At 42.2% G+C, this 25,914-nt stretch carries 21 protein-coding genes, 1 tRNA gene and 1 pseudogene; all 23 read left to right on the forward strand.

Annotated features, from left to right (window positions below):
- Positions 1 to 809: pseudogene (ply, locus tag OC530_RS00005) on the forward strand (cholesterol-dependent cytolysin pneumolysin); the annotation flags it as partial.
- Between the two features lie 9 nt (positions 810 to 818).
- Entirely contained in the window at positions 819 to 1,565 is a 747-nt protein-coding gene (locus tag OC530_RS00010; RefSeq protein WP_262078421.1) for a peptidoglycan recognition family protein, read from the forward strand.
- A 19-nt stretch (positions 1,566 to 1,584) separates the two neighbouring features.
- A complete protein-coding gene (locus OC530_RS00015) occupies positions 1,585 to 1,803 on the forward strand; it encodes a YSIRK-type signal peptide-containing protein (RefSeq protein ID WP_014017271.1) in 219 nt (72 codons plus the stop codon).
- Positions 1,804 to 2,038: 235 nt separating this feature from the next.
- Positions 2,039 to 5,530, forward strand: coding sequence for a DUF1542 domain-containing protein (locus OC530_RS00020; RefSeq protein WP_262078422.1), 3,492 nt, complete (start codon positions 2,039 to 2,041; stop codon positions 5,528 to 5,530).
- Positions 5,531 to 5,742: 212 nt separating this feature from the next.
- On the forward strand, positions 5,743 to 6,591 hold the full coding sequence (gene dprA, locus OC530_RS00025) for a DNA-processing protein DprA (RefSeq protein WP_262078423.1): 849 nt from the start codon (positions 5,743 to 5,745) through the stop codon (positions 6,589 to 6,591).
- Positions 6,592 to 7,185: 594 nt separating this feature from the next.
- Positions 7,186 to 7,338: a hypothetical protein gene (locus OC530_RS00030; RefSeq protein WP_031222468.1), complete on the forward strand. Its 153-nt coding sequence runs from the start codon at positions 7,186 to 7,188 to the stop codon at positions 7,336 to 7,338.
- Between the two features lie 68 nt (positions 7,339 to 7,406).
- Positions 7,407 to 8,450, forward strand: a complete 1,044-nt coding sequence (locus OC530_RS00035) for a TIGR00341 family protein (RefSeq protein ID WP_262078424.1) — start codon at positions 7,407 to 7,409, stop codon at positions 8,448 to 8,450.
- Positions 8,451 to 8,616: 166 nt separating this feature from the next.
- Positions 8,617 to 10,704: a type I DNA topoisomerase gene (gene topA, locus OC530_RS00040; protein ID WP_112443772.1), complete on the forward strand. Its 2,088-nt coding sequence runs from the start codon at positions 8,617 to 8,619 to the stop codon at positions 10,702 to 10,704.
- A gap of 104 nt (positions 10,705 to 10,808) precedes the next feature.
- The gene (locus OC530_RS00045) at positions 10,809 to 11,168 is read left to right on the forward strand and encodes a YbaN family protein (RefSeq protein ID WP_054392652.1); all 360 of its coding nucleotides are present in this window, start codon (positions 10,809 to 10,811) and stop codon (positions 11,166 to 11,168) included.
- A 93-nt stretch (positions 11,169 to 11,261) separates the two neighbouring features.
- Positions 11,262 to 11,894 carry a copper homeostasis protein CutC gene (locus OC530_RS00050; protein WP_262078425.1) on the forward strand — a complete coding sequence of 211 codons (633 nt, stop codon included), beginning with the start codon at positions 11,262 to 11,264 and terminating at the stop codon, positions 11,892 to 11,894.
- Positions 11,895 to 11,937: 43 nt separating this feature from the next.
- A complete protein-coding gene (locus tag OC530_RS00055) occupies positions 11,938 to 12,594 on the forward strand; it encodes an MmcQ/YjbR family DNA-binding protein (protein WP_262078426.1) in 657 nt (218 codons plus the stop codon).
- A gap of 303 nt (positions 12,595 to 12,897) precedes the next feature.
- Positions 12,898 to 14,460, forward strand: a complete 1,563-nt coding sequence (locus OC530_RS00060) for a 2-isopropylmalate synthase (protein ID WP_102211156.1) — start codon at positions 12,898 to 12,900, stop codon at positions 14,458 to 14,460.
- A gap of 11 nt (positions 14,461 to 14,471) precedes the next feature.
- Positions 14,472 to 15,509, forward strand: a complete 1,038-nt coding sequence (leuB, locus tag OC530_RS00065; RefSeq protein ID WP_262078429.1) for a 3-isopropylmalate dehydrogenase — start codon at positions 14,472 to 14,474, stop codon at positions 15,507 to 15,509.
- A complete protein-coding gene (locus OC530_RS00070; RefSeq protein WP_262078430.1) occupies positions 15,506 to 15,775 on the forward strand; it encodes a DUF1294 domain-containing protein in 270 nt (89 codons plus the stop codon). Before leuB ends, OC530_RS00070 begins: the two co-directional genes overlap by 4 nt.
- A 3-nt stretch (positions 15,776 to 15,778) precedes the next feature.
- The gene (leuC, locus tag OC530_RS00075) at positions 15,779 to 17,161 is read left to right on the forward strand and encodes a 3-isopropylmalate dehydratase large subunit (protein ID WP_262078431.1); all 1,383 of its coding nucleotides are present in this window, start codon (positions 15,779 to 15,781) and stop codon (positions 17,159 to 17,161) included.
- Between the two features lie 9 nt (positions 17,162 to 17,170).
- A complete protein-coding gene (leuD, locus tag OC530_RS00080; protein WP_262078433.1) occupies positions 17,171 to 17,764 on the forward strand; it encodes a 3-isopropylmalate dehydratase small subunit in 594 nt (197 codons plus the stop codon).
- Positions 17,765 to 17,791: 27 nt separating this feature from the next.
- On the forward strand, positions 17,792 to 18,571 hold the full coding sequence (locus OC530_RS00085) for a Sua5/YciO/YrdC/YwlC family protein (RefSeq protein WP_262078434.1): 780 nt from the start codon (positions 17,792 to 17,794) through the stop codon (positions 18,569 to 18,571).
- A 200-nt stretch (positions 18,572 to 18,771) separates the two neighbouring features.
- The gene (locus OC530_RS00090) at positions 18,772 to 19,758 is read left to right on the forward strand and encodes a GMP reductase (protein WP_000931164.1); all 987 of its coding nucleotides are present in this window, start codon (positions 18,772 to 18,774) and stop codon (positions 19,756 to 19,758) included.
- A gap of 65 nt (positions 19,759 to 19,823) precedes the next feature.
- Positions 19,824 to 19,895 (forward strand) — tRNA-Arg (locus OC530_RS00095).
- A 179-nt stretch (positions 19,896 to 20,074) separates the two neighbouring features.
- Positions 20,075 to 20,773: a ribonuclease III gene (gene rnc, locus OC530_RS00100; protein ID WP_000661480.1), complete on the forward strand. Its 699-nt coding sequence runs from the start codon at positions 20,075 to 20,077 to the stop codon at positions 20,771 to 20,773.
- A complete protein-coding gene (smc, locus tag OC530_RS00105) occupies positions 20,764 to 24,303 on the forward strand; it encodes a chromosome segregation protein SMC (RefSeq protein WP_262078438.1) in 3,540 nt (1,179 codons plus the stop codon). Before rnc ends, smc begins: the two co-directional genes overlap by 10 nt.
- Complete coding sequence (locus tag OC530_RS00110; protein ID WP_262078440.1) at positions 24,300 to 25,094, forward strand: HAD family hydrolase; 795 nt, start codon at positions 24,300 to 24,302, stop codon at positions 25,092 to 25,094. The genes smc and OC530_RS00110 overlap by 4 nt, the downstream gene beginning before the upstream one ends.
- Positions 25,094 to 25,912 carry a Cof-type HAD-IIB family hydrolase gene (locus OC530_RS00115; protein WP_000763438.1) on the forward strand — a complete coding sequence of 273 codons (819 nt, stop codon included), beginning with the start codon at positions 25,094 to 25,096 and terminating at the stop codon, positions 25,910 to 25,912. The genes OC530_RS00110 and OC530_RS00115 overlap by 1 nt, the downstream gene beginning before the upstream one ends.
- Positions 25,913 to 25,914: the final 2 nt, after the last annotated feature.

A 25,914-nucleotide genomic window follows, 5' to 3' on the forward strand; every position in this document is an offset into this window, starting at 1 on the left:
GCGTAGATGCTGTTAAAAATCCAGGAGATGTATTTCAAGATACTGTAACGGTAGAGGATTTGAGGCAGAGAGGAATTTCTGCAGAGCGTCCTTTGGTCTATATTTCGAGTGTTGCTTATGGGCGCCAGGTCTATCTCAAGTTGGAAACCACGAGTAAGAGTGATGAAGTAGAGGCTGCTTTTGAAGCTTTGATAAAAGGAGTCAAGGTAGCTCCTCAGACAGAGTGGAAGCAGATTTTGGACAATACAGAAGTGAAGGCAGTTATTTTAGGGGGCGATCCAAGTTCGGGTGCCCGAGTTGTAACAGGCAAGGTGGATATGGTAGAGGACTTGATTCAAGAAGGCAGTCGCTTTACAGCCGATCATCCAGGTTTGCCGATTTCCTATACAACTTCTTTTTTACGGGACAATGTAGTTGCGACCTTTCAAAACAGTACAGACTATGTTGAGACTAAGGTGACAGCTTACAGAAACGGTGATTTACTGCTGGATCATAGTGGTGCCTATGTTGCCCAATATTACATTACTTGGGATGAATTATCCTATGATAATCAAGGTAAGGAAATCTTGACTGCTAAGGCTTGGGACAGAAATGGGCAGGATTTGACGGCTCACTTCACCACTAGTATTCCTTTAAAAGGGAATGTTCGCAATCTCTCTATCAAAATTAGAGAGTGTACCGGACTTGCCTGGGAATGGTGGCGTACGGTTTATGAAAAAACTGATTTGCCACTAGTGCGTAAGCGGACGATTTCTATTTGGGGAACGACTCTTTATCCTCAGGTAGAGGATAAGGTAGAAAATGATTAGGAGAGAAGAATGTTTGCGACAAAAAGAGTGAATGGCGATTTGTTTTCAGGACTTATCACAGATGTGGATGAGGAAATCATGAATAGCGATCAAAATCGCCTTGATATTGATACTATTGTCATCCACCATAATGGTGGGCTGAGTGATGAGGGGGCTAGAAGTACTTGGTATGTCTCTACAGGTCATGGCACATCTGCTCACTATCAGGTGACTCCTGATAAGATATGGGGGTGTGTTGGTGAAGAGAGCGTTGCCTATCATGCTGGCAACTATGAAGTCAATCAGCGTTCGATTGGTATTGAACACTTAAATAACCGTGGGGAACCTGACTGGACTATTGCAGAGGAAACCTACTGGAACTCAGCACGTTTGATTGCAGATATTTGTGATCGTTATAATTTGCCAATCAATCGTGAGACCATCCATCCTCACCAGGAATTTACTGCTACAGATTGCCCTGGGGGGATTGATCTAAATCGACTCATCCAGATGGCGGCTGAGATTCATGCTGGCGATAGTTTCCAAGTCTCAAAAGAGGAACAGCCTCGAGATGGGAATGGAGAGTATCTAGTGCGTGTGGTGGAGGATGATCTCTACATCCGAACAGGCCCAGGTCTGGCTTATCCTGACCAAGGTTTTTGTCCTCTTGGGACTTTTACCATCATGCAGGTAGAAGAAGCAGATGGCTATACTTGGGGCTTGTTGAAGTCGGGTAGGGGCTGGATCGCACTAGACTATACAGAAGAAATCAAATAGAAAAAGGAAGGAAGAATGAATGAAACTAAAAAGTAAAGAAGAGCGCAAAGGGGAAAAGGTTTTTCGTTACTCAATAAGGAAGTACCACTTTGGTGCTGCCAGCGTTGCCGTTGCTGCGCTGATGTTTTTTGCCAACGGGACAGTACAGGCACAAACACCTGACATTTCTCCAGCGACAGAAAGCGGAACGACTAGAACCAGCGCCCTTGTAAGCGATTCCTCGGGGGGGGGTATCTGAAGAGCTAAGTGAAGAAACTCCTGATACAGACCCTAGTCAGCCAGAGCAACCTATCCAAGGCAATCGAGAAAACCAAGAGGCTTCAGATAAAAACAAGTCTCTAGTAAAAGATAGCGAAGAAGGCAAGGGAGAAAAACAAGCAGAAGAAGCAAGCCGTCCTACTGTAGATAAGTCACTTGCCGAGTCGGCACAGACCAGTCTGCAAGCTCTACTTGCCAATCTGACACTGGACTCCATGAAAGAACTTCATGCTCGTGTAGAAGCAGGTCTAGCACAAGCGAAGGCTGTTCTTGACAATCCAAACTCTAGTCAAGAGGAGGTCAATGCCCAAGTTCAAGCCATGAAAACCTTGACTGAGGAAGTCAACAAGGCTTTGGCAGGTGGACTCACATCCCCAGCTCAGCTTGGAGAAGGAAGTGGTGTGACTCAGAGTGAACCAAGCCCGACTCCTAGACGAGGGCGAGGTCGTAGGGGGCAACTAACTCCTCCTACAGCACCAGTGTCAACAGAAAATCAAGAAACCAAGGAAAGGGCGGAGGAAGTTACAGACTACACAAATGGTCAGGGAAGCTATCCTCTATCGGACAAAATCCATCATCTCCTCCAAGAACTGAAGACCAGCACTGAAAATCCAGAACAAGTCCAAAAACTCAAGGAAGCTTACGATAAACTCAACGAAGCATTGGGGCAATCAGAAAATGGGCTTGTCAATCAGGAGGTCTTTAATGCTGCACTTGAGGAGTATAAAAAGACAACCCAATTAAAGAATGGTGTGGAAAAAGGTAGCAGCGATAGTCCTAAATCTAGGAAAGCGAGATCTGCTGATAATTCCTTGAAAATAGGATTCGGTAAGGGTACAACTAGTGTTCCACAATATAGTGAAGAAACTCTACGAACGCTAAGTACAGGTGAAGCCTATGGAAATAACCTCCGAGTAACCGTCAAATCTTTCAGTGGTAAGACCGTTAGGAGTATTACAGTTAATGGTCTGGAAGGCACAGGACTATCACAGACAGGATTAACTCTTACAAACGGATTGGGATATGTAGATTTGCGAGGAAGGATGCCTGCTGATAAACATGGTTACACCAGAGTAACGGTTGTTGCGACAGATTCTTCAGGAAATACAAATCAGACTACACTAACTATTGCTAGACCTTTACCTGATGCGAGGATTACGACAACTAATAAGGAGTTAGAAGGTAAAGCCGAGACTCAGCCGATAATTTCGGGAACTATTGGTGTAAGAGCGGAACCTGGTAACACACCAGATGGCGCTGAGTTGATGGCTTATTTAGTACGTGGTGGTTCAACTAATCCTTATAGCTATAACAATGAGGCTCAGGGCTACCATACTATAGCAAAGACACGTGTCTCCGTTTCTGGAACTTTTAATTTTGTTCCACCTGAATACCGAGATTCAAAACTTGGCGAAGGAGATGTCAGAGTAGTGGTTGCCTACGTGAGGAAAGGAACAGATGAAACATTCAGTGAAGGAATGAAGTCTGGATTCTCGACAAATAGCGTTAGAGCTACAGCACCAATTGATAGGGATGGGGCTAAGCAAGAACTACAGACAAAAGCTAACGAGAAGAAGGCTACGATTAATGGTATCCAACATCTTACGAAAGAGGAGAGGGATGCGGCAATCAACAAAGTTGAAGCAGCCTTACGTGATGCGAAATCTAAAGTTGATGCGGCAACCAATCAAACAGGTGTTGAACAAGCTAAGCAGAATGGTCTGACTGCGATTGATAGTGTTGATAATCCAACCCCAGCAACGCATACAGCAGCCTACGAAAAACTTGATCAAAAAGCTAACGAGAAGAAGGCTACGATTAATGGTATCCAACATCTTACGAAAGAGGAGAGGGATGCGGCAATCAACAAAGTTGAAGCAGCCTTACGTGATGCGAAATCTAAAGTTGATGCGGCAACCAATCAAACAGGTGTTGAACAAGCTAAGCAGAATGGTCTGACTGCGATTGATAGTGTTGATAATCCAACCCCAGCAACGCATACAGCAGCCTACGAAAAACTTGATCAAAAAGCTAACGAGAAGAAGGCTACGATTAATGGTATCCAACATCTTACGAAAGAGGAGAGGGATGCGGCAATCAACAAAGTTGAAGCAGCCTTACGTGATGCGAAATCTAAAGTTGATGCGGCAACCAATCAAACAGGTGTTGAACAAGCTAAGCAGAATGGTCTGACTGCGATTGATAGTGTTGATAATCCAACCCCAGCAACGCATACAGCAGCCTACGAAAAACTTGATCAAAAAGCTAACGAGAAGAAGGCTACGATTAATGGTATCCAACATCTTACGAAAGAGGAGAGGGATGCGGCAATCAACAAAGTTGAAGCAGCCTTACGTGATGCGAAATCTAAAGTTGATGCGGCAACCAATCAAACAGGTGTTGAACAAGCTAAGCAGAATGGTCTGACTGCGATTGATAGTGTTGATAATCCAACCCCAGCAACGCATACAGCAGCCTACGAAAAACTTGATCAAAAAGCTAACGAGAAGAAGGCTACGATTAATGGTATCCAACATCTTACGAAAGAGGAGAGGGATGCGGCAATCAACAAAGTTGAAGCAGCCTTACGTGATGCGAAATCTAAAGTTGATGCGGCAACCAATCAAACAGGTGTTGAACAAGCTAAGCAGAATGGTCTGACTGCGATTGATAGTGTTGATAATCCAACCCCAGCAACGCATACAGCAGCCTACGAAAAACTTGATCAAAAAGCTAATCTTACCCTTGCTCTTATTGACGAAAATGCGAATCTCTCTCTATTTGAAAAAGAGGAAGCTAAAAACCAAGTAAGACAGGTTCTTCAAGACGCGCTTAAGAGAATTGATCAAGCCAAAACACAAGATGAAATCGATCGAGCGAAGCAAGAAGCTTTATCTAGCATGGATCAGATTCTAGCCGAGGCTATTGCTAAAGCTAACGTTCGAAGACTGTCTAGTCAAGATAAGGATGGTAGTCAAACACTGGCTTCTCCTTCGGATACAGATCAGTCTGGGACAAGTCCTGTGAATCCGCCAGCTGCTACAAGAAATCGAAGAACTCCTCCGCGCCGCGCTCGTAGAAGCGTTGGATTTGCAGGGAATTCCCAAACAGGTACAATTCCATCGGCTGTGGACAAGTCAGAACTTCGTACTCTGGTAGAGGATCTGGAACGTCGCTTGCAAGACTTAGCAGGTCTATCTCCTGAAGTACTTGAAGAAGCACAGCGTATTTTGGGAGAGGCGCAAGCAGCTCTTGATAATGAAAACTTAACAGCTCAAGAATTGGCAGACCTCCTTGCTAAAGTTAGACAGGTTCTCAATTCTCTACAAACTGGCACATCAGCTGATAAGAGTCAGTCTGCGTCAAACTTAAATAAAGAAGCAGAAAGTGCCAAGGGAGCTAAAAATGAGACAGAAGTCCCTCTATATGGTGTCTTAGGAGCTGCAGTTCTTTCTCTTCTAGGAGCTCTCCTCTTTGCAGTAGCTCGTAAAAAATCCTCTCAACTAGATAAGCTTTCAAGAGAATTGAATCAGCTTGTAGTGGAGCTAGAGGCTAGCAACAAGGATAAAAAAGGTCTAGGTAAGGCTAAGAAATTAGCTGATGAAGCACGACTCTTTGTAGATAGCCATCAAAAAGATTCTCAAAAAGAAGCAGAACTAATTTCTGAAATCAAGACTGTTCTCAGTCAACTCAAAGAAGAAGTCTAGTTTTGAAGAAAATACTACTTTCAGGAACTGAGTGAGTAGCTTTGTAGCTATGATGAGGAAATAATAAAATCTCCAGATTAGGAACTATCAGTGAGTTCACTAGTCTGGAGATTTTTCAATATACTTCATTATTGGGGGATTACAAATAGTCGGATGTTTTTTTGATTTTTTTACGAATAGATAGATGAGTAGAAAAAGAAATGGAGCTATTTATGAAAATCACAAACTATGAAATCTATAAGTTAAAAAAATCAGGTTTGACCAATCAACAGATTTTGAATGTCCTAGAATACGGTGAAAATGTCGATCAGGAACTTTTGTTGGGTGATATTGCAGAAATTTCAGGTTGCCGAAATCCAGCTATTTTTATGGAACGTTATTTTCAGATAGACGATGCGCATTTGGAGAAGGAGTTTCAAAAATTTCCATCTTTCTCTATTTTAGACGACTGTTATCCTTGGGATTTGAGTGAAATATACGATGCTCCTGTGCTTTTATTTTACAAGGGAAATCTTGACCTCTTGAAATTTCCTAAGGTAGCGGTCGTAGGAAGTCGTGCTTGTAGCAAACAGGGAGCTAAGTCAGTTGAAAAAGTCATTCAGGGCTTGGAAAATGAACTGGTTATCGTCAGTGGCTTAGCCAAGGGCATTGACACAGCAGCTCATATGGCAGCTCTTCAGAATGGCGGAAAAACCATTGCAGTGATTGGAACAGGACTGGATGTGTTTTATCCTAAAGCCAATAAACGCTTGCAAGACTACATCGGCAATGACCATCTGGTTCTAAGTGAATACGGACCTGGTGAACAACCTCTGAAATTTCATTTTCCTGCCCGTAATCGTATCATTGCTGGACTTTGTCGTGGTGTGATTGTAGCAGAGGCTAAGATGCGTTCAGGTAGTCTCATTACCTGTGAGAGAGCAATGGAAGAAGGGCGCGATGTTTTTGCTATTCCTGGTAGCATTTTAGATGGACTATCAGACGGTTGCCATCATTTGATTCAAGAAGGTGCAAAATTGGTCACCAGCGGGCAGGATGTTCTTGCGGAATTTGAATTTTAAAAATGACCTAAGCTAGAATTCTGAGAAAAAATCAATTTCAAGATAAAATGAAGTAAATATCCCCACAATAAAATGCATAGTATCAGTTTTTTCAGCACTTGATATTATGCGTTTTTTCTAAGTGAATAAGTAGAGTGGAGGACTTTTCCCATAGGAAGGAAAGCAATTTAGTGTAATTGAGAAAGGAGGGTTGCTTGCGACTAATCTTGGTCAGCTTACTGTCAGAGGGGCTTATCATCTAAAATCTTGTCAGTAAGGAAAAATAAATTCTTCAAAAGTAGAGATTACAAGGCCTGTTTAAGAAAGAATTCAAAGACCTTGACAGATAAAAATAAAATGGTTATTATAAAAAATGGTCTGAAATTTATGATGATACTCTTCGAAAATCTTTTTACGTCAGTTCAGCTTTGCCTTGCTGTGTTTTGAGCAAGTTACGGTGAGCTTCCGAGTTTGATTTTCATTTACTAGAAATGAAACTGATGAGAGACATCAGTAGACATTTGCGTCAGGATGTGATGGAAAATGATAAAAAGACCTCATGAGATTGGCATATTAGGCTACTAAAGCATTGAGTTTGTTAGGATTTTATACTCAATGAAAATCAAAGAGCAAACTAGGAAGCTAGCCGCAGGTTGCTCAAAGCACTGCTTTGAGGTTGTAGATAAGACTGACGAAGTCAGCTCAAAACACTGTTTTGAGGTTGCAGATAGAACTGACGAAGTCAGTAACATCTATACGGCAAGGTGAAGCTGACGTGGTTTGAAGAGATTTTCGAAGAGTATTAGCGACTAGTTAGCTAGGAAAGGAAGATATTTGTGACAAATAATAAACTGTATTCGTTGGTAGAATTTAGAAATAAAATATACGAAGAATTAGAACTCTCCAGAAGTGATTTAGCGATTTTGCTATGTGCCATGCTTATCGCCTCTATCGGATTAAATATGGATTCGACTCCCGTGATTATTGGAGCCATGTTAATTTCTCCTTTGATGAGCCCCATTCTGGGAGTAGGACTCTCTCTAGCTATATTTGATTTTAAATTGTTAAGAAAATCTTTTAAAATCTTATCTATTCAAATTCTTGCTAGTTTAATAGCTTCAACACTTTATTTTTATCTCTCTCCCATTTCGTATGCTAGTTCGGAGATTGTTGCTAGAACCTCTCCGACTATTTGGGATGTTCTCATTGCTTTTGTAGGAGGGATAGCAGGTATTATTGGTGCTAGGAAAAAAGAGACCAATAATATTGTCCCTGGTGTCGCTATTGCAACCGCCTTGATGCCTCCTCTTTGTACGGTAGGTTATGCTATTGCTTCTGCTAATCTAAAATTTATCATAGGCTCCTCTTACCTATTCCTCATCAATTGTAGCTTTATTGTCATTGCGACTTATATAGGTGTCAGGTTGATGATGGTTAAGAAGCACTATTTTAGAGATAATGAAGAAGACTCTAAAATGCGCAGGATTTTGCTTTTAGTTGCTGTTTTGCTGATGATTCCGAGTTTCATCTCTGCAACGACTTTAGTCAGAGAAACGTTGAAAACAGAGTCCCTTAATAAATTTATATCAGAGCAATTTCAGGGGCATAATATTTTGAAAAAAACCTACTCTAAAAAGACTCATACTCTAAAGCTAACCATTTCAGGAAATTATTTGACAGAAGAAGAGCTTGATATGATTTCCAGTAAGAGGGGGGACTATGGTTTAAGTGATGTTTCTGTTCAAGTTTCCCAATTGTCTGATTCAGAACAGCTTAGCAAGGAAGAACTGGTGGAATATTTCTTCCAGTATATCAAGGATAAGGAAGCAAAAGAAAAGGAAAAAGCCAATAAATTTGATACAGAGTCTGAGGAGCAATAATTTCTTGAGAATAGCTGGTTTTTCTCGTGAGTCTTCTATGTATATCAAAGGAAGACTGAGGTCTTAAGCATAAAACTTTTCTTCTATTATAGTAGCTAAGTCTTGACAGGGTTCAAAAAATGGTTTACACTTTATAAAGTTTATTACTTTGAAAAGGTGTGATACTGTGGCTACGGCAACAAAAAAGAAAAAATCAACAGTTAAAAAAAATCTAGTAATCGTGGAGTCACCTGCTAAGGCCAAGACGATTGAAAAATACCTAGGCAGAAACTACAAGGTTTTAGCCAGTGTCGGGCATATCCGTGATTTGAAGAAATCCAGTATGTCAGTCGATATTGAAAATAATTATGAACCGCAATATATCAATATCCGAGGAAAAGGTCCTCTCATCAATGACTTGAAAAAAGAAGCTAAAAAAGCTAATAAAGTTTTTCTGGCGAGTGACCCGGACCGTGAAGGAGAAGCGATTTCTTGGCATTTGGCCCATATTCTCAACTTAGATGAAAATGATGCCAACCGTGTGGTCTTCAATGAAATCACGAAGGATGCGGTCAAAAATGCTTTTAAAGAACCGCGCAAGATTGATATGGACTTGGTCGATGCCCAACAGGCTCGTCGTGTTTTGGATCGCTTGGTAGGGTATTCGATTTCGCCTATTTTGTGGAAGAAGGTCAAGAAGGGCTTGTCAGCAGGTCGTGTTCAGTCTATTGCGCTTAAGTTAATCATTGACCGTGAGAATGAAATCAATGCCTTTCAGCCAGAAGAATACTGGACAATTGATGCTGTCTTTAAAAAGGGAACCAAGCAATTTCAGGCTTCCTTCTATGGAGTGGATGGTAAAAAGCTGAAACTGACTAGCAATGATGAGGTCAAGGAAGTCTTGTCTCGTCTGACTAGTAAAGACTTTTCAGTAGATCAGGTGGATAAGAAAGAGCGTAAGCGCAATGCTCCATTACCCTATACTACTTCATCTATGCAGATGGATGCTGCCAATAAAATTAACTTCCGTACTCGAAAGACCATGATGGTTGCCCAACAGCTCTATGAAGGGATCAATATCGGTTCTGGTGTTCAAGGTTTGATTACCTATATGCGTACCGATTCGACTCGTATCAGTCCTGTAGCGCAAAATGAAGCAGCAAGTTTCATTACGGACCGTTTTGGTAGCAAGTATTCTAAGCATGGTAGCAAGGTCAAAAATGCTTCAGGAGCTCAGGATGCCCACGAGGCGATTCGTCCGTCTAGTGTCTTTAATACACCTGAAAGCATCGCTAAGTATCTGGATAAGGATCAGCTTAAGCTTTATACCCTTATCTGGAATCGTTTTGTAGCGAGTCAGATGACAGCTGCTGTCTTTGATACAATGGCTGTTAAATTGTCTCAAAATGGAGTTCAATTTGCTGCCAATGGTAGTCAGGTTAAGTTTGATGGTTATCTTGCCATTTATAATGATTCTGACAAGAATAAGATGTTACCAGATATGGCTGTTGGAGATGTGGTTAAGCAGGTCAATAGCAAACCAGAGCAACATTTCACTCAACCGCCTGCTCGTTATTCTGAAGCGACCCTTATCAAGACCTTGGAAGAAAATGGGGTTGGACGTCCGTCAACCTACGCACCAACCATTGAAACTATTCAGAAACGTTATTATGTTCGCCTTGTAGCCAAACGTTTTGAACCGACAGAGCTGGGAGAAATTGTCAACAAGCTCATCGTTGAATATTTCCCAGATATCGTAAACGTGACCTTCACAGCTGAAATGGAAGGAAAACTGGATGATGTCGAAGTCGGAAAAGAGCAGTGGCAACGTGTCATTGATGCCTTTTACAAACCATTCTCTAAAGAAGTCGCCAAGGCTGAAGAAGAAATGGAGAAAATCCAAATCAAGGATGAACCAGCTGGATTTGATTGTGAAGTGTGTGGTAGTCCAATGGTTATTAAACTTGGTCGTTTTGGTAAGTTCTACGCTTGTAGCAATTTCCCAGATTGCCGTCATACCCAAGCAATTGTGAAAGAGATTGGTGTTGAGTGTCCAAGTTGTCATCAGGGACAAATCATTGAGCGAAAAACCAAACGCAATCGCCTTTTCTATGGTTGCAATCGCTATCCAGAATGTGAATTTACCTCTTGGGATAAGCCTGTTGGTCGTGACTGTCCAAAATGTGGCAACTTCCTCATGGAGAAAAAAGTCCGTGGTGGTGGCAAGCAGATTGTTTGTAGCAAGGGTGACTACGAAGAAGAAAAGATTAAATAAGAAGAGAGTCCTGAAAGTGAATTTCAGGCTCTTTTGGTTGGAACTTGACAAAATTCATCATTTTATGCGAAACTAGAAGAAGATTATTTTAATTAGGAGTAGTTATGCGTCTTATCTATCTGATAATTGGTTTTTTATCACTAGCCTTGGCTATTGTTGGGGTCGTCTTACCCTTGTTGCCGACAACGCCTTTCCTTTTGTTGTCTATTGCTTGTTTCTCCAGAAGTTCCAAGCGCTTCGAAGATTGGCTTTATCATACCAAGCTCTATCAAGCATATGTGGCTGATTTTCGCGAGACTAAGTCTATTGCGCGTGAACGCAAGAAAAAAATCATCGTCTCTATCTACATCTTGATGGGAATTTCTATTTATTTTGCCCCTCTCTTACCTGTCAAAATCAGTCTGGGAGCCTTGACCATCTTTATCACCTATTATCTCTTTAAGGTTATTCCAGACAAAGAATAAGTAAAATTTGTAACTATTTCCCTTGATAAAATTGAAAGCATATTTACAACAATATGATATAATAAATTCAAAGTAATACTCAAGGAGAAGCAAATGATTTACGAATTTTGTGCTGAAAATGTGACCTTGCTTGAAAAAGCGATGCAGGCTGGAGCTCGTCGAATCGAACTCTGTGATAATCTAGCAGTGGGAGGAACAACACCCAGCTATGGAGTGACCAAGGCAGCAGTTGAATTGGCAGCTAACTACGATACGACCATCATGACCATGATTCGTCCACGTGGTGGCGACTTTGTCTATAATGATATGGAAATTGCAATTATGCTAGAAGATATTCGGATGACTGCTCAGGCTGGAAGTCAAGGAGTTGTATTTGGTGCTTTAACTGCTGACAAAAAGTTGAGTAAAGCTAATCTGGAGAAGTTAATTGCGGCATCAAAAGGGATGGAAATTGTCTTTCACATGGCCTTTGATGAATTGAGTGATGAAGACCAGTTGGAGGCTATTGACTGGCTCAGCCAAGCTGGTGTCACCCGTATCCTAACTCGTGCGGGTGTGTCTGGAGATTCGCTAGAGAAACGCTTTGCTCACTATCACAGAATTTTGGAGCATGCTAAAGGTAAAATTGAAATTCTACCAGGTGGGGGGATTGACTTGGACAACCGTCAAACCTTTATTGACCTGTTGGGCGTGACACAATTGCACGGAACCAAGGTTGTCTTTTAAAAAATAGAAAGGAACTGCTAGCTTTGGGTAGCAGTTTTCACTTATGTTTGAAATTTTTAAATCCTATCAGTTTAATCAAGAAAAGGCTCGTGCCTATGGTTTTGTAGAAAATGGGGAAGTCTGGACTTATAGTTGCCAGATTTTGCAGGGTGACTTTGTCATGACTGTGTCCATTACTGCTGATAATGTGAGCTTTCAAGTCTTTGACCAGGAAACCGGTGACCTCTATCCACAAGTCCATATGGAAAGCATGAGGGGAAGTTTTGTCGGAAATGTCCGTGAGGCTTGTCTGGAGATTCTTTACCAGATTCGGAAGGCTTGTTTTGAGGTACAAGATTTTATCTGTCCTCAGACTAAGCGAATCCTGACTCAAGTTCAGGAACAATATGGTAATCAGTTGGAATATTTGTGGGAGAAATCGCCTGATACAGCAGTGTTAAGACACGAAGGCAATAAAAAGTGGTATGCCGTCTTGATGAAAATCTCTTGGGATAAGCTGGAAAAGGGCAGAGAAGGACAGGTGGAAGCAGTCAATCTCAAACATGACCAAGTAGCTGATTTGCTTTCAAAAAGGGGCATTTATCCAGCCTTTCATATGAATAAACTCTACTGGATTAGTGTGGCGCTTGATGATACTTTATCAGATGAAGAAGTACTGGAATTGATAGAAAAAAGTTGGAACTTAACCACTAGAAAATGAAACATTTCAAGAATTTTCAATTAGCAAAATATTCTCTACTGAAGAAATTTTCAGAAAATATTGGATTTTTTCTTGACAAGTGCTTTTTCCTATGCTAAAATACTAAACAAGATATCAAACGAAGGAGAAAGTCAAACATGAAAACAGCTAAGTTTAATCAATTTGCTTTGTTGTTGAGGTACTCGGGCTAGTGCAAAAAGCATTAGTCCTGTTTGGCTTACCAAGCGGGAGTAAATCAACATCTCGCTTGGGTTTCTGAGCGAGATGTTTTTTTAAAACCACATTTGGAAAAGGGGAAATCTTATGAGAAGAGTTGAATTTCTAGATACCAGCCTTCGGGATGGAGAGCAGACACCTGGTGTTAACTTCTCAATCAAGGAAAAAATTGCCATTGCAAGGCAACTGGAGAAATGGGGCATTTCAGCCATCGAGGCTGGTTTTCCAGCGGCGAGTCCTGATTCATTCACGGCAGTTCAGGAGATTGCTAAGGTCTTGAAGAAAACAGCAGTGACTGGTTTGGCCCGTTCTGTCAGGTCTGATATTGATGCTTGTTACGAGGCCCTCAAGGACGCCAAGTATCCACAGGTTCACGTTTTTATCGCTACCAGTCCGATTCACCGCAAGTATAAGCTCAATAAGAGCAAGGAAGAGATTTTGGAAGCTATTAAGGAGCATGTCTCTTATGCACGTTCTAAGTTTGAAGTGGTCGAATTCTCTCCAGAGGATGCGACTAGAACAGAGTTGGATTTCCTCTTGCAAGTTGTTCAAACAGCGGTTGATGCAGGGGCGTCTTATATCAATATCCCTGATACGGTTGGATTTACCACGCCAGAAGAGTACGGAGCTATCTTCAAATACTTGATTGAGAATGTTAAGACAGATCGTCAGATTATCTATTCGCCTCACTGTCACGATGACCTCGGAATGGCAGTGGCAAATAGCCTTGCTGCTGTCAAGAATGGAGCAGGACGTGTTGAAGGAACCATCAACGGTATTGGTGAGCGAGCTGGAAATGCTGCCCTTGAAGAAATTGCAGTGGCCCTCAATATTCGCCAAGATTACTATCAAGCAGAAACAAGTATTGTCCTAAATGAAACAATAAATACGTCAGAAATGGTTTCTCGCTTCTCAGGTATTCCGGTTCCTAAAAACAAGGCTGTGGTTGGTGGTAATGCCTTTTCTCACGAATCTGGTATTCACCAAGACGGAGTCCTTAAAAATCCTCTTACTTATGAGATTATCACCCCTGAATTGGTTGGTGTTAAGAGCAATAGCCTTCCTCTTGGAAAATTGTCAGGTCGCCATGCCTTTGTTGAAAAACTAAGAGAATTGGCCCTAGACTTTTCAGAAGAGGATATCAAACCACTCTTTGCCAAGTTCAAGGCGCTGGCAGACAAGAAACAAGAAATCACAGATGCAGATATTCGTGCTCTGGTAGCTGGAACCATGGTTGAAAACCCAGAAGGTTTCCACTTTGATGATTTACAACTTCAAACTCATGCAGATAATGACATTGAAGCACTCGTTAGCCTAGCCAATATGGATGGTGAGAAGGTCGAATTTAATGCGACAGGTCAAGGTTCCGTTGAAGCGATCTTTAACGCTATCGACAAGTTCTTTAACCAATCCGTCCGCTTGGTGTCCTATACTATTGACGCGGTAACGGATGGAATTGATGCCCAGGCTCGAGTCTTGGTCACTGTTGAAAACAGAGATACAGAAACCATCTTTAACGCAGCAGGTCTTGATTTCGATGTGTTGAAGGCTTCTGCTATTGCCTATACCAATGCTAATACCTTTGTTCAAAAAGAGAATGCTGGTGAGATGGGACGTAGTGTTTCCTATCGCGATATGCCTAGTGTGTAAAGGAGAAGGCTATGACAAAGAAAATAGTAGCTCTAGCAGGGGACGGAATTGGCCCAGAAATCATGGAGGCTGGTTTAGATGTTCTGGAAGCCCTAGCTAAAAAAACAGGCTTTGTCTATGAAATAGACAGACGACCTTTTGGAGGTGCAGGTATTGATGCTGCAGGGCATCCCTTACCTGATGAAACCCTCAAGGTATGTCGTGAAGCAGATGCCATTCTCCTAGCGGCTATCGGTAGTCCTCAGTATGATGGAGCAGCGGTTCGCCCTGAACAAGGCCTGCTGGCTCTCCGTAAGGAACTCAATCTCTATGCCAATATTCGCCCGGTAAAAATCTTTGATAGTCTCAAGCATTTGTCACCACTCAAACCAGAACGAATTGCTGGTGTAGACTTTGTCGTGGTGCGTGAGTTGACAGGTGGTATCTACTTTGGGGACCATATCCTTGGAGAGCAAAAAGCACGTGATATCAATGACTATAGCTATGAAGAAGTAGAGCGGATTATTCGTAAGGCATTTGAAATCGCAAGAAGTCGGAGAAAAATCGTTACTAGTATCGATAAGCAAAATGTTCTAGCGACCTCAAAACTCTGGCGCAGAGTAGCTGAGGAAGTCGCGCAGGATTTTCCAGATGTAACCTTGGAGCACCAGCTAGTCGACTCAGCTGCCATGCTTATGATTACCAATCCTGCTAAGTTTGATGTCATCGTGACGGAGAATCTTTTTGGAGATATCTTATCTGATGAATCAAGTGTCCTATCTGGCACACTTGGAGTCATGCCATCAGCCAGTCACTCTGAAAAGGGTCCAAGTCTCTATGAACCCATTCATGGTTCGGCACCCGATATTGCAGGTCAAGGAATTGCAAATCCTATCTCCATGATTTTATCAGTTGCCATGATGTTGAGAGACAGTTTTGGACGTTATGAGGATGCGGAACGTATCGAGCGTGCTGTTGAGGCAAGTTTGGCAGCTGGTGTTTTAACAAGAGATATAGGTGGACAGGCTTCGACCAAGGAAATGACAGAAGCTATCATTGCAAGGTTATGAAGTTAGACGAAAAAATTACTCTAGTCCTTTTGATTTGGAATGTCATGGTTTTCGTGATTTATGGTATTGACAAATCTAAGGCAAGGAGAAGAGCTTGGCGCATCCCAGAGAAAATCTTACTCATTTTAGCCTTTACTTGTGGTGGTTTTGGTGCTTGGTTAGCAGGAATTACTTTTCACCACAAGACTAGAAAATGGTACTTTAAAACAGTTTGGTTTCTTGGGATGGTGACCACACTAGTAGCCTTATATATTATTTGGAGGTAATGGATGGCAGGAAAATCGATTTTTGATAAATTATGGGACCGTCATGTCATCACAGGAGAAGAGGGGCAGCCGCAACTCATGTATGTGGATCAGCACTATATCCACGAGGTGACCAGTCCTCAGGCTTTTCAAGGATTACGAGATGCAGGACGCAGATTGAGACGACCAGACTTGACATTTGGAACCTTTGACCACAATGTCCCGACAGTCAATATCTACGATATTCGAGATGTGATTTCTAAGGCTCAAATTGATAAGCTAGCTGAGAATGTTGAGGAATTTGGAATTGAGCATGCGGCCCACGGTTCTGAAAAACAGGGAATCGTTCACATGGTGGGTCCAGAAACAGGACGAACCCAACCAGGAAAATTCATTGTCTGTGGAGACAGCCATACGGCAACCCACGGGGCTTTCGGAGCGATCGCCTTTGGAATTGGAACTAGTGAGGTCGAACATGTCTTTGCGACACAGACCCTCTGGCAGGTCAAACCTAAGAAAATGCTGGTGGAATTCACAGGAGTTCCTCAAAAAGGAGTTTATTCCAAGGATTTCATTTTAGCCTTGATTGCCAAGTACGGCGTTGCTTGCGGCGTTGGCTACGTGGTGGAATATCGTGGACAAGCTATTGATGCACTGAGCATGGAAGAGCGAATGACCATCTGCAATATGTCTATCGAGTTTGGATCTAAGATGGGAATTATGAATCCAGATCAAACCACCTATGATTATCTCAAGGGACGGGAATGTGTTCCAGAGGACTTTGAAGAGGCTGTGGCGGATTGGAAAACAATTGTCAGTGATGATAATGCCGTTTACGATAAGGTTATCCAGATGGATGTCTCAGACCTTGCTCCTATGGTGACCTGGGGAACCAACCCTGCTATGGGGGTTGACTTTGACAGTAGTTTCCCAGAAATTAAGGATATGAATGATGAGCGAGCCTACAATTACATGGACTTGGAGCCTGGTCAAAAGCCAGCTGATATTGAACTAGGCTATATCTTTATCGGTTCTTGTACCAATGCTCGTCTCAGTGACTTGCAACTAGCTGCGCGATTTGTTAAAGGGAAGAAAATTGCTCCTAATCTAACAGCTATCGTGGTTCCAGGCTCTCGTCCTGTGAAACGAGCTGCTGAGAAGTTGGGCTTGGACAAGGTCTTTCTAGATGCTGGATTTGAGTGGAGAGACCCAGGTTGCTCTATGTGCCTAGGGATGAATCCTGACAAGGTTCCAGATGGCGTTCACTGTGCCTCAACCAGCAATCGAAACTTTGAAGACAGGCAAGGATTTGGTGCTAAGACCCATCTCTGCAGTCCAGCCATGGCAGCTGCGGCTGCTATCGCAGGGCGCTTCGTAGATGTTCGGAAAATGCCCGAAGCCCAGTAAGGAGAGGATATGGAGAAATTTACAGTTTATACGGGAACGACTGTTCCTCTCATGAATGATAACATTGACACCGATCAAATCCTTCCCAAGCAGTTTCTCAAGTTAATTGATAAAAAAGGATTTGGGAAGTATCTCATGTATGCTTGGCGATATCTGGACGATAAGTATACTGAGGATCCAGACTTTGTCTTTAACCGACCTGAATATCGGAAAGCCAGTATTCTCATCTCAGGGGATAACTTTGGGGCAGGATCTTCGAGGGAGCATGCCGCTTGGGCTTTAGCTGACTACGGTTTTAAAGTCGTAATTGCAGGGTCTTTCGGTGATATTCATTACAATAATGAACTCAATAATGGCATGTTGCCTATTGTACAGCCTAGAGAGATTCGAGAGAAACTAGCCCAGCTAAAACCAAGTGACCAGGTAACTGTGGACTTGGAACAACAAAAAATCATCTCACCAATTGGAGAATTCACTTTTGAAATCGATAGCGAATGGAAACACAAACTCTTAAATGGTTTGGATGATATAGGAATTACCTTGCAGTATGAAGATTTGATTGCTGCTTATGAAAAACAACGACCAGCCTATTGGCAGGATTAGAAGAAAAATAGAAAAGGAAATAGAACTATGACAAAACACATTCAATGGAACGGAACACTTTCACAAGAAGGCTATGATATTTTAAAAGGTGAGGGCGGATGTATCGTTTGTCCTACAAAAGTTGGTTACATCATCATGACTAGCGACAAGGCAGGTCTTGAACGTAAGTTTGAAGCCAAAGAACGTAACCGTAACAAACCAGGTGTTGTTCTCTGCGGTAGTATGGATGAGCTTCGTGCTTTAGCACAGCTCAACCAAGAAATTGAAGCCTTTTACCAAAAACATTGGGATGAAGATATTCTTCTTGGTTGTATCCTTCCTTGGAAACCAGAAGCCTTTGAAAAACTCAAAGCGTATGGGGATGGCCGTGAAGAGCTGATGACGGACGTGCGTGGTACTAGCTGTTTTGTTATCAAATTTGGGAAAGCTGGTGAACAATTGGCTGCCAAACTTTGGGAAGAAGGCAAGATGGTTTATGCCTCATCAGCTAACCCATCTGGAAAAGGAAACCGTGGTAAGGTAGAAGGTATCGGAGAACGTATCGAAGGAGCAGTAGATCTTGTCATTGAAGCAGACGACTATGTGGCATCTATCCAGCCTGACAAAACGATTGAAACTCGCTACGAGCAAGGCGTGATGGTCTCTATGGTCGATAAGGACGGCAAACTCATCCCGGAACAAGGAGGAGCTCGCTCAACTTCACCAGCACCAGTGGTTATCCGCAAAGGGCTTGACATTGATAAAATCATGATGCACCTGTCAGACACATTTAACTCATGGGACTACCGTCAGGGCGAGTATTATTAGGATAGAGAAGAAGTGGGGAGACAATAATCTCTCCTCTTTATTTTGTTATTTACATAATAAAATCCGAACGATATATTTTAATTTATAAAATTATTTGACAAAAACTGTACTTTAGTTTATAATAAATTAAGGAAACGTCGGAAAAGACGTAGTGATGCGCAAGCATAGGTAGGTCATTACAAAAGAAACGAGACATCGATATGTTAAATGAATTTCCAATTTTTGATTACGAAGATATTCAATTGATTCCAAATAAATGTGTGATTAAAAGCCGTGCAGAAGCGGATACAAGTGTCACTCTAGGAAATCACACCTTTAAACTACCTGTTGTGCCAGCTAATATGCAGACGATTTTGGATGAAAATGTAGCAGAGCAACTGGCTAAAGGTGGTTATTTCTACATTATGCATCGTTTTGATGAGGCAGGACGAATTCCTTTTATTAAACGCATGCATGATCAAGGGCTCATTGCTTCTATCTCTGTCGGTGTTAAGGATTATGAGTATGATTTTGTCAGCCAGCTCAAGGCTGATGCTCCTGAGTACATCACGATTGACATTGCCCACGGTCATGCGGATAGCGTGATTTCTATGATTCAACACATCAAGAAAGAATTGCCAGATACTTTTGTTATTGCTGGAAATGTGGGAACACCAGAAGCTGTGCGTGAATTGGAAAATGCTGGTGCGGATGCCACTAAGGTCGGAATTGGTCCTGGTAAGGTTTGTATCACCAAGGTCAAGACAGGTTTTGGTACAGGTGGTTGGCAGTTGGCTGCTCTCCGTTGGTGTGCCAAGGCTGCGCGTAAACCGATTATCGCTGATGGAGGAATTCGTACTCACGGCGACATTGCCAAGTCTATCCGTTTCGGTGCCAGCATGGTCATGATTGGTTCCCTCTTTGCAGGACATATCGAAAGTCCAGGGAAAACGATTGAAGTTGATGGTGAACAGTTCAAAGAATATTACGGTTCAGCTTCACAATATCAAAAGGGTGCTTATAAGAACGTGGAGGGCAAACGCATCTTGCTTCCTGCCAAAGGTCATCTGCAAGACACTTTAACTGAGATGGAACAAGACCTTCAAAGTGCTATTTCTTATGCAGGTGGACGTCAGGTTGCTGACCTTAAACACGTTGATTATGTGATCGTGAAAAACTCCATCTGGAATGGGGATGCTTCCCACTAAGACGGGCTATTTGGCCAGAAAAAACTTGTTATTAGAGCAAATTTCTGTTATAATAAAACAAGTTTCCACCCTTAGTGTAATGGATATCACGTAAGATTCCGGTTCTTGAGATGGGGGTTCGATTCCCTCAGGGTGGATATAAACATCCTAAAAAGCCTTTAATAGGGCTTTTTTTATCTTGCCCCCAATTTGCCTCTAAGACTGAAAACTTCATTCTAAAGAATGCCCAAATGCTCTCCAGTCCCGTTTTAGAGTGACTCAGGAGGCTTTTTTTGATATAATAAAAAGGACTGTTATCAGTTAGAAAGAGGTTGGTATGAAAGAATTACAAACTGTACTTAAAAACCATTTTGCAATCGAATTTGCAGACAAAAAGTTACTGGAGACTGCCTTTACTCATACGAGTTATGCCAATGAGCACCGCCTCTTAAAAATTTCACACAATGAGCGCTTGGAATTTTTAGGAGACGCTGTTCTACAGTTATTGATTTCAGAATATCTGTATAAAAAATATCCTAAAAAGCCTGAGGGTGACCTGTCTAAACTACGTGCTATGATTGTCCGTGAGGAGAGTTTGGCTGGTTTTGCGCGTGATTGCCAGTTTGATCAGTTTATCAAACTTGGTAAAGGGGAAGAAAAGTCTGGTGGGCGCAATCGTGATACCATTCTTGGTGATGCCTTCGAAGCCTTTCTTGGTGCCCTTCTTTTGGACAAGGATGTGGCCAAGGTTAAGGAATTTATCTATCAAGTCATGATTCCTAAGGTTGAAGCAGGCGAGTTTGAGATGATTACAGACTACAAAACCCATCTCCAAGAGTTACTTCAGGTCAATGGCGATGTGGCTATTCGTTATCAGGTGATTTCTGAAACGGGTCCTGCCCACGATAAGGTCTTTGATGTAGAAGTTCTTGTCGAAGGTAAGAGCATTGGTCAAGGTCAAGGTCGTTCTAAGAAATTAGCAGAGCAGGAAGCTGCCAAAAATGCCGTTGAGAAAGGGCTGGATTCATGTATTTAAAGGAAATCGAAATTCAGGGATTCAAGTCTTTTGCTGACAAGACTAAGGTCGTCTTTGACCAAGGTGTGACGGCAGTTGTTGGACCCAATGGCTCTGGGAAGTCTAATATTACAGAAAGTCTGCGTTGGGCCTTGGGGGAGTCCAGTGTTAAGAGTCTCCGTGGTGGTAAGATGCCGGACGTTATCTTTGCTGGGACCGAAAGTCGCAAACCGCTCAATTATGCTTCTGTAGTTGTGACTCTGGATAATCATGACGGATTTATAAAGGATGTAGGCCAAGAAATCAGGGTGGAACGCCATATCTATCGTAGTGGAGATAGCGAATACAAGATTGACGGCAAGAAAGTCCGTCTGCGTGATATTCATGACCTCTTCTTGGATACTGGATTGGGACGAGATTCCTTCTCCATCATTTCCCAAGGTAAGGTTGAGGAGATTTTCAACTCCAAGCCTGAAGAACGCCGAGCTATTTTTGAAGAAGCTGCAGGTGTTTTGAAATACAAGACTCGCAGAAAAGAAACTGAGAGTAAACTGCAGCAAACTCAGGATAATCTAGACCGCTTAGAGGACATTATCTACGAGTTGGACAATCAAATCAAGCCTCTTGAGAAGCAAGCTGAGAATGCCCGTAAGTTTTTAGACTTGGAAGGTCAACGTAAGGCTATTTATTTAGACGTTCTGGTTGCTCAAATCAAGGAAAATAAGGCTGAACTAGAGTTGACAGAAGAAGAGTTGGCACAAGTTCAGGAACTCTTGACGAGCTACTACCAAAAGCGTGAAAAATTAGAAGAAGAAAATCAAACTCTTAAAAAGCAACGCCAAGATTTACAGGCTGAAATGGCCAAAGATCAGGGCAGTTTGATGGACTTGACTAGTCTGATTAGTGATTTAGAGAGAAAATTAGCCCTATCGAAATTAGAATCTGAGCAAGTAGCCCTGAATCAACAGGAAGCACAAGCTCGTTTGGCTGTTTTGGAGGATAAGAGAAATTCACTCAGCAAAGAAAAATCTGATAAGGAAAGCTCTTTAGCTCTCTTAGAAGAAAATCTAGTCCAAAATAATCAAAAACTTAATCGTTTAGAAGCTGAATTGCTGGCTTTTTCAGATGATCCTGATCAGATGATTGAGCTCTTGCGTGAACGCTTTGTAGTTCTTTTACAAGAAGAAGCGGATGTCTCAAACCAGTTGACCCGTATCGAAAACGAGTTGGAAAATAGTCGTCAGCTTTCTCAAAAACAAGCAGATCAACTAGAAAAGCTGAAAGAACAGTTGGCTACAGCTAAAGAGAAGTCTAGTCAGCAAAAAGACGAGCTTGAAACTGCCAAGGAGCAGGTTCAGAAATTATTGGCCGACTATCAAGCTATTGCCAAGGAGCAAGAGGAGCAGAAAGCTTCCTATCAAGCTCAACAAAGTCAACTCTTTGACCGTCTGGATAGCCTCAAAAACAAGCAGGCTAGAGCCCAAAGTTTGGAAAATATCCTTAGAAATCACAGTAACTTTTATGCAGGTGTTAAGAGTGTTCTCCAAGAAAAAGCCCGCCTTGGTGGAATTATTGGTGCAGTCAGTGAGCACCTGACCTTTGATGTGCATTATCAAACTGCACTAGAGATTGCGCTTGGAGCCAGCAGTCAACATATCATCGTAGAAGATGAAGAGTCGGCAACCAAAGCTATTGATTTTCTCAAACGGAACAGAGCTGGTCGTGCAACTTTCCTTCCTTTGACAACGATCAAGGCGCGTACGATTTCTAGTCAGAACCAAGATGCTATCTCTGCAAGTCCAGGATTTCTGGGTATGGCAGATGAGCTGGTGACCTTTGATCAGAGACTGGAAGCCATTTTTAAAAACTTGCTAGCTACGACGGCTATCTTTGATACCGTAGAACATGCGCGTGTAGCAGCTCGTCAGGTTCGTTATCAGGTTCGCATGGTGACACTGGATGGGACAGAGCTGCGCACGGGTGGTTCCTATGCGGGTGGTACCAATCGCCAGAACAACAGCATCTTCATCAAGCCAGAACTGGAGCAATTACAAAAAGAAATTGCTAAAGAGGAAGCAAGTCTGCGTTCAGAAGAGTCGACTTTGAAGACCTTACAAGATGAGATGGCTAGATTGACCGAATCATTAGAAACCATCAAATCTCAAGGAGAGCAGGCTCGTATTCAGGAGCAGGGCTTGTCCCTAGCTTATCAGCAGACCAGTCAGCAAGTTGAAGAGCTAGAAACTCTTTGGAAACTCCAAGAAGAGGAATTAGATCGTCTTTCTGAAGGAGATTGGCAAGCAGATAAGGAAAAATGCCAAGAGCACCTTGCTACTATTGCCAGTGATAAGCAAAATCTGGAAGCTGAGATTGAAGAGATCAAGTCTAACAAAAATGCCATCCAAGAACGCTATCAAAACTTGCAGGAAGAGCTAGCGCAAGCTCGCCTGCTTAAGACAGAACTACAAGGGCAAAAACGTTATGAAGTAGCTGATATTGAGCGTTTAGGCAAAGAATTGGACAATTTAGATATAGAACAAGAGGAAATCCAGCGTCTTCTTCAAGAAAAGGTTGACAATCTTGAGAAAGTTGATACGAATTTGCTCAGTCAACAGGTAGAAGAAGCCAAAACTCAGAAAACAAATCTCCAACAAGGTTTGATTCGCAAGCAGTTTGAGTTGGATGATATTGAAGGTCAACTGGATGATATTGCCAGTCATTTGGATCAGGCTCGCCAGCAGAATGAGGAGTGGATTCGCAAGCAAACGCGTGCTGAAGCCAAGAAAGAAAAGGTCAGCGAGCGCTTACGCCATTTACAAATTCAATTAACAGACCAGTATCAGATTAGCTATACTGAAGCACTAGAAAAGGCACATGAATTGGAAAACCTCAATCTGGCAGAGCAAGAGGTGCAAGATTTAGAGAAGGCTATTCGCTCACTGGGTCCTGTCAATTTGGAAGCTATTGAACAGTATGAAGAAGTGCACAACCGTCTGAACTTTCTAAATAGTCAGCGAGATGATATTTTGTCAGCGAAAAATCTGCTCCTAGAGACTATCACAGAGATGAATGATGAGGTCAAGGAACGCTTTAAATCAACCTTTGAAGCCATTCGTGAGTCCTTTAAAGTGACCTTCAAGCAGATGTTTGGTGGAGGTCAAGCAGATCTGATTTTGACTGAAGGAGACCTGCTGACAGCTGGGGTTGAGATTTCTGTTCAACCTCCAGGTAAGAAAATCCAGTCCCTTAATCTGATGAGTGGTGGTGAAAAAGCTTTATCGGCTCTTGCCTTGCTTTTCTCCATTATTCGTGTCAAGACCATTCCATTTGTCATCTTGGATGAGGTGGAAGCTGCGCTGGATGAAGCCAATGTTAAACGTTTTGGGGATTACCTCAACCGCTTTGATAAGGACAGCCAGTTTATCGTCGTAACCCATCGTAAGGGGACTATGGCAGCGGCCGATTCTATCTATGGAGTGACTATGCAAGAATCAGGTGTCTCAAAAATTGTTTCGGTTAAGTTAAAAGATTTAGAAAGTATTGAAGGATGACAATTAAACTAGTAGCAACAGATATGGACGGAACCTTCCTAGATGAGAATGGACGCTTTGATATGGACCGCCTCAAGTCTCTCTTGGGTTCTTACAAGGAAAAAGGGATTTACTTTGCGGTGGCTTCGGGGCGCGGATTTCTATCCTTAGAAAAATTATTTGCTGATGTTCGTGATGATATTATTTTCATCGCGGAAAATGGCAGTTTGGTAGAGTATCAAGGTCAGGACTTGTATGAAGCGACCATGTCTCGTGACTTTTACCTGGCAACTTTTGAAAAGCTGAAAACGTCACCTTATGTAGATATCAATAAGCTCCTTTTGACGGGTAAAAAGGGCTCTTATGTTCTGGATACGGTTGATGAGACCTATTTGAAAGAGAGCCAGCACTATAATGAAAATATCCAAAAAGTAGCGAGTTTGGAAGATATCACAGATGATATTTTCAAATTTACAACCAACTTTACAGAAGAAACGCTGGAAGCTGGGGAAGCTTGGGTTAATGAACATGTTCCTGGTGTTAAGGCTATGACAACTGGCTTTGAATCCATTGATATTGTTCTGGACTATGTCGATAAGGGAGTGGCCATTGTTGAATTAGCTAAAAAACTTGGTATCACAATGGATCAGGTCATGGCTTTTGGAGACAATCTAAATGACTTGCATATGTTGCAGGTTGTGGGACATCCTGTGGCTCCTGAAAATGCACGACCAGAGATTTTAGAATTAGCAGAAACTGTGATTGGTCACCATAAGGACCAGTCGGTTATAGCTTATATGGAGGGCTTATAATGGCAGATATAAAATTGATTGCATTGGACTTGGACGGGACCTTGCTGACTACTGATAAAAGGCTGACGGATCGTACCAAGGCAACCTTGAAAGCTGCGCGTGATCGTGGTATCAAGGTCGTATTGACAACTGGTCGTCCTTTAAAAGCTATGGATTTCTTTCTCCATGAGCTAGGGACTGACGGCCATGAAGATGAGTATACGATTACTTTTAATGGTGGTTTGGTTCAGAAAAATACAGGTGAAATCCTTGATAAAACAGTCTTTTCATATGATGATGTGGCACGCTTGTATGAGGAAACAGAGAAATTATCACTGCCTCTTGATGCTATCTCAGAAGGAACAGTTTATCAAATTCAATCGGACCAAGAAAGTCTTTATGCCAAATTCAATCCAGCATTGACCTTTGTTCCAGTGGACTTTGAAGACCTATCTAGTCAAATGACTTATAATAAATGCGTGACTGCCTTTGCTCAAGAACCCTTGGATGCAGCTATTCAGAAGATTTCTCCAGAATTGTTTGATCAATATGAAATCTTTAAATCACGGGAAATGTTGCTAGAATGGTCACCAAAGAATGTTCATAAAGCAACAGGTTTGGCAAAACTAATCAGCCATCTTGGAATCGATCAAAGCCAAGTGATGGCCTGTGGTGATGAGGCCAATGACCTCTCTATGATTGAGTGGGCGGGACTCGGTGTTGCCATGCAAAATGCTGTTCCTGAAGTCAAGGCAGTCGCAAATGTAGTGACGCCAATGACCAATGATGAAGAAGCTGTCGCCTGGGCTATCGAAGAATACGTGCTAAAGGAGAACTAAGA

The organism is Streptococcus sp. Marseille-Q5619, from assembly GCF_946901205.1.
Classification (GTDB): Bacteria; Bacillota; Bacilli; order Lactobacillales; family Streptococcaceae; genus Streptococcus.

Excerpts from the sequence above, each read along its gene's own strand:
- OC530_RS00010 (WP_262078421.1), top strand. The coding sequence starts at position 819 with ATGTTTGCGACAAAAAGAGTGAATGGCGATTTGTTTTCAGGACTTATC.
- OC530_RS00015 (WP_014017271.1), top strand. The coding sequence starts at position 1,585 with ATGAAACTAAAAAGTAAAGAAGAGCGCAAAGGGGAAAAGGTTTTTCGT.
- OC530_RS00020 (WP_262078422.1), top strand. The coding sequence starts at position 2,039 with ATGAAAGAACTTCATGCTCGTGTAGAAGCAGGTCTAGCACAAGCGAAG.
- dprA (WP_262078423.1), top strand. The coding sequence starts at position 5,743 with ATGAAAATCACAAACTATGAAATCTATAAGTTAAAAAAATCAGGTTTG.
- OC530_RS00030 (WP_031222468.1), top strand. The coding sequence starts at position 7,186 with ATGAAAATCAAAGAGCAAACTAGGAAGCTAGCCGCAGGTTGCTCAAAG.
- OC530_RS00045 (WP_054392652.1), top strand. The coding sequence starts at position 10,809 with ATGCGTCTTATCTATCTGATAATTGGTTTTTTATCACTAGCCTTGGCT.
- OC530_RS00050 (WP_262078425.1), top strand. The coding sequence starts at position 11,262 with ATGATTTACGAATTTTGTGCTGAAAATGTGACCTTGCTTGAAAAAGCG.
- OC530_RS00055 (WP_262078426.1), top strand. The coding sequence starts at position 11,938 with ATGTTTGAAATTTTTAAATCCTATCAGTTTAATCAAGAAAAGGCTCGT.
- OC530_RS00060 (WP_102211156.1), top strand. The coding sequence starts at position 12,898 with ATGAGAAGAGTTGAATTTCTAGATACCAGCCTTCGGGATGGAGAGCAG.
- leuB (WP_262078429.1), top strand. The coding sequence starts at position 14,472 with ATGACAAAGAAAATAGTAGCTCTAGCAGGGGACGGAATTGGCCCAGAA.
- OC530_RS00070 (WP_262078430.1), top strand. The coding sequence starts at position 15,506 with ATGAAGTTAGACGAAAAAATTACTCTAGTCCTTTTGATTTGGAATGTC.
- leuC (WP_262078431.1), top strand. The coding sequence starts at position 15,779 with ATGGCAGGAAAATCGATTTTTGATAAATTATGGGACCGTCATGTCATC.
- leuD (WP_262078433.1), top strand. The coding sequence starts at position 17,171 with ATGGAGAAATTTACAGTTTATACGGGAACGACTGTTCCTCTCATGAAT.
- OC530_RS00085 (WP_262078434.1), top strand. The coding sequence starts at position 17,792 with ATGACAAAACACATTCAATGGAACGGAACACTTTCACAAGAAGGCTAT.
- OC530_RS00090 (WP_000931164.1), top strand. The coding sequence starts at position 18,772 with ATGTTAAATGAATTTCCAATTTTTGATTACGAAGATATTCAATTGATT.
- rnc (WP_000661480.1), top strand. The coding sequence starts at position 20,075 with ATGAAAGAATTACAAACTGTACTTAAAAACCATTTTGCAATCGAATTT.
- smc (WP_262078438.1), top strand. The coding sequence starts at position 20,764 with ATGTATTTAAAGGAAATCGAAATTCAGGGATTCAAGTCTTTTGCTGAC.
- OC530_RS00110 (WP_262078440.1), top strand. The coding sequence starts at position 24,300 with ATGACAATTAAACTAGTAGCAACAGATATGGACGGAACCTTCCTAGAT.
- OC530_RS00115 (WP_000763438.1), top strand. The coding sequence starts at position 25,094 with ATGGCAGATATAAAATTGATTGCATTGGACTTGGACGGGACCTTGCTG.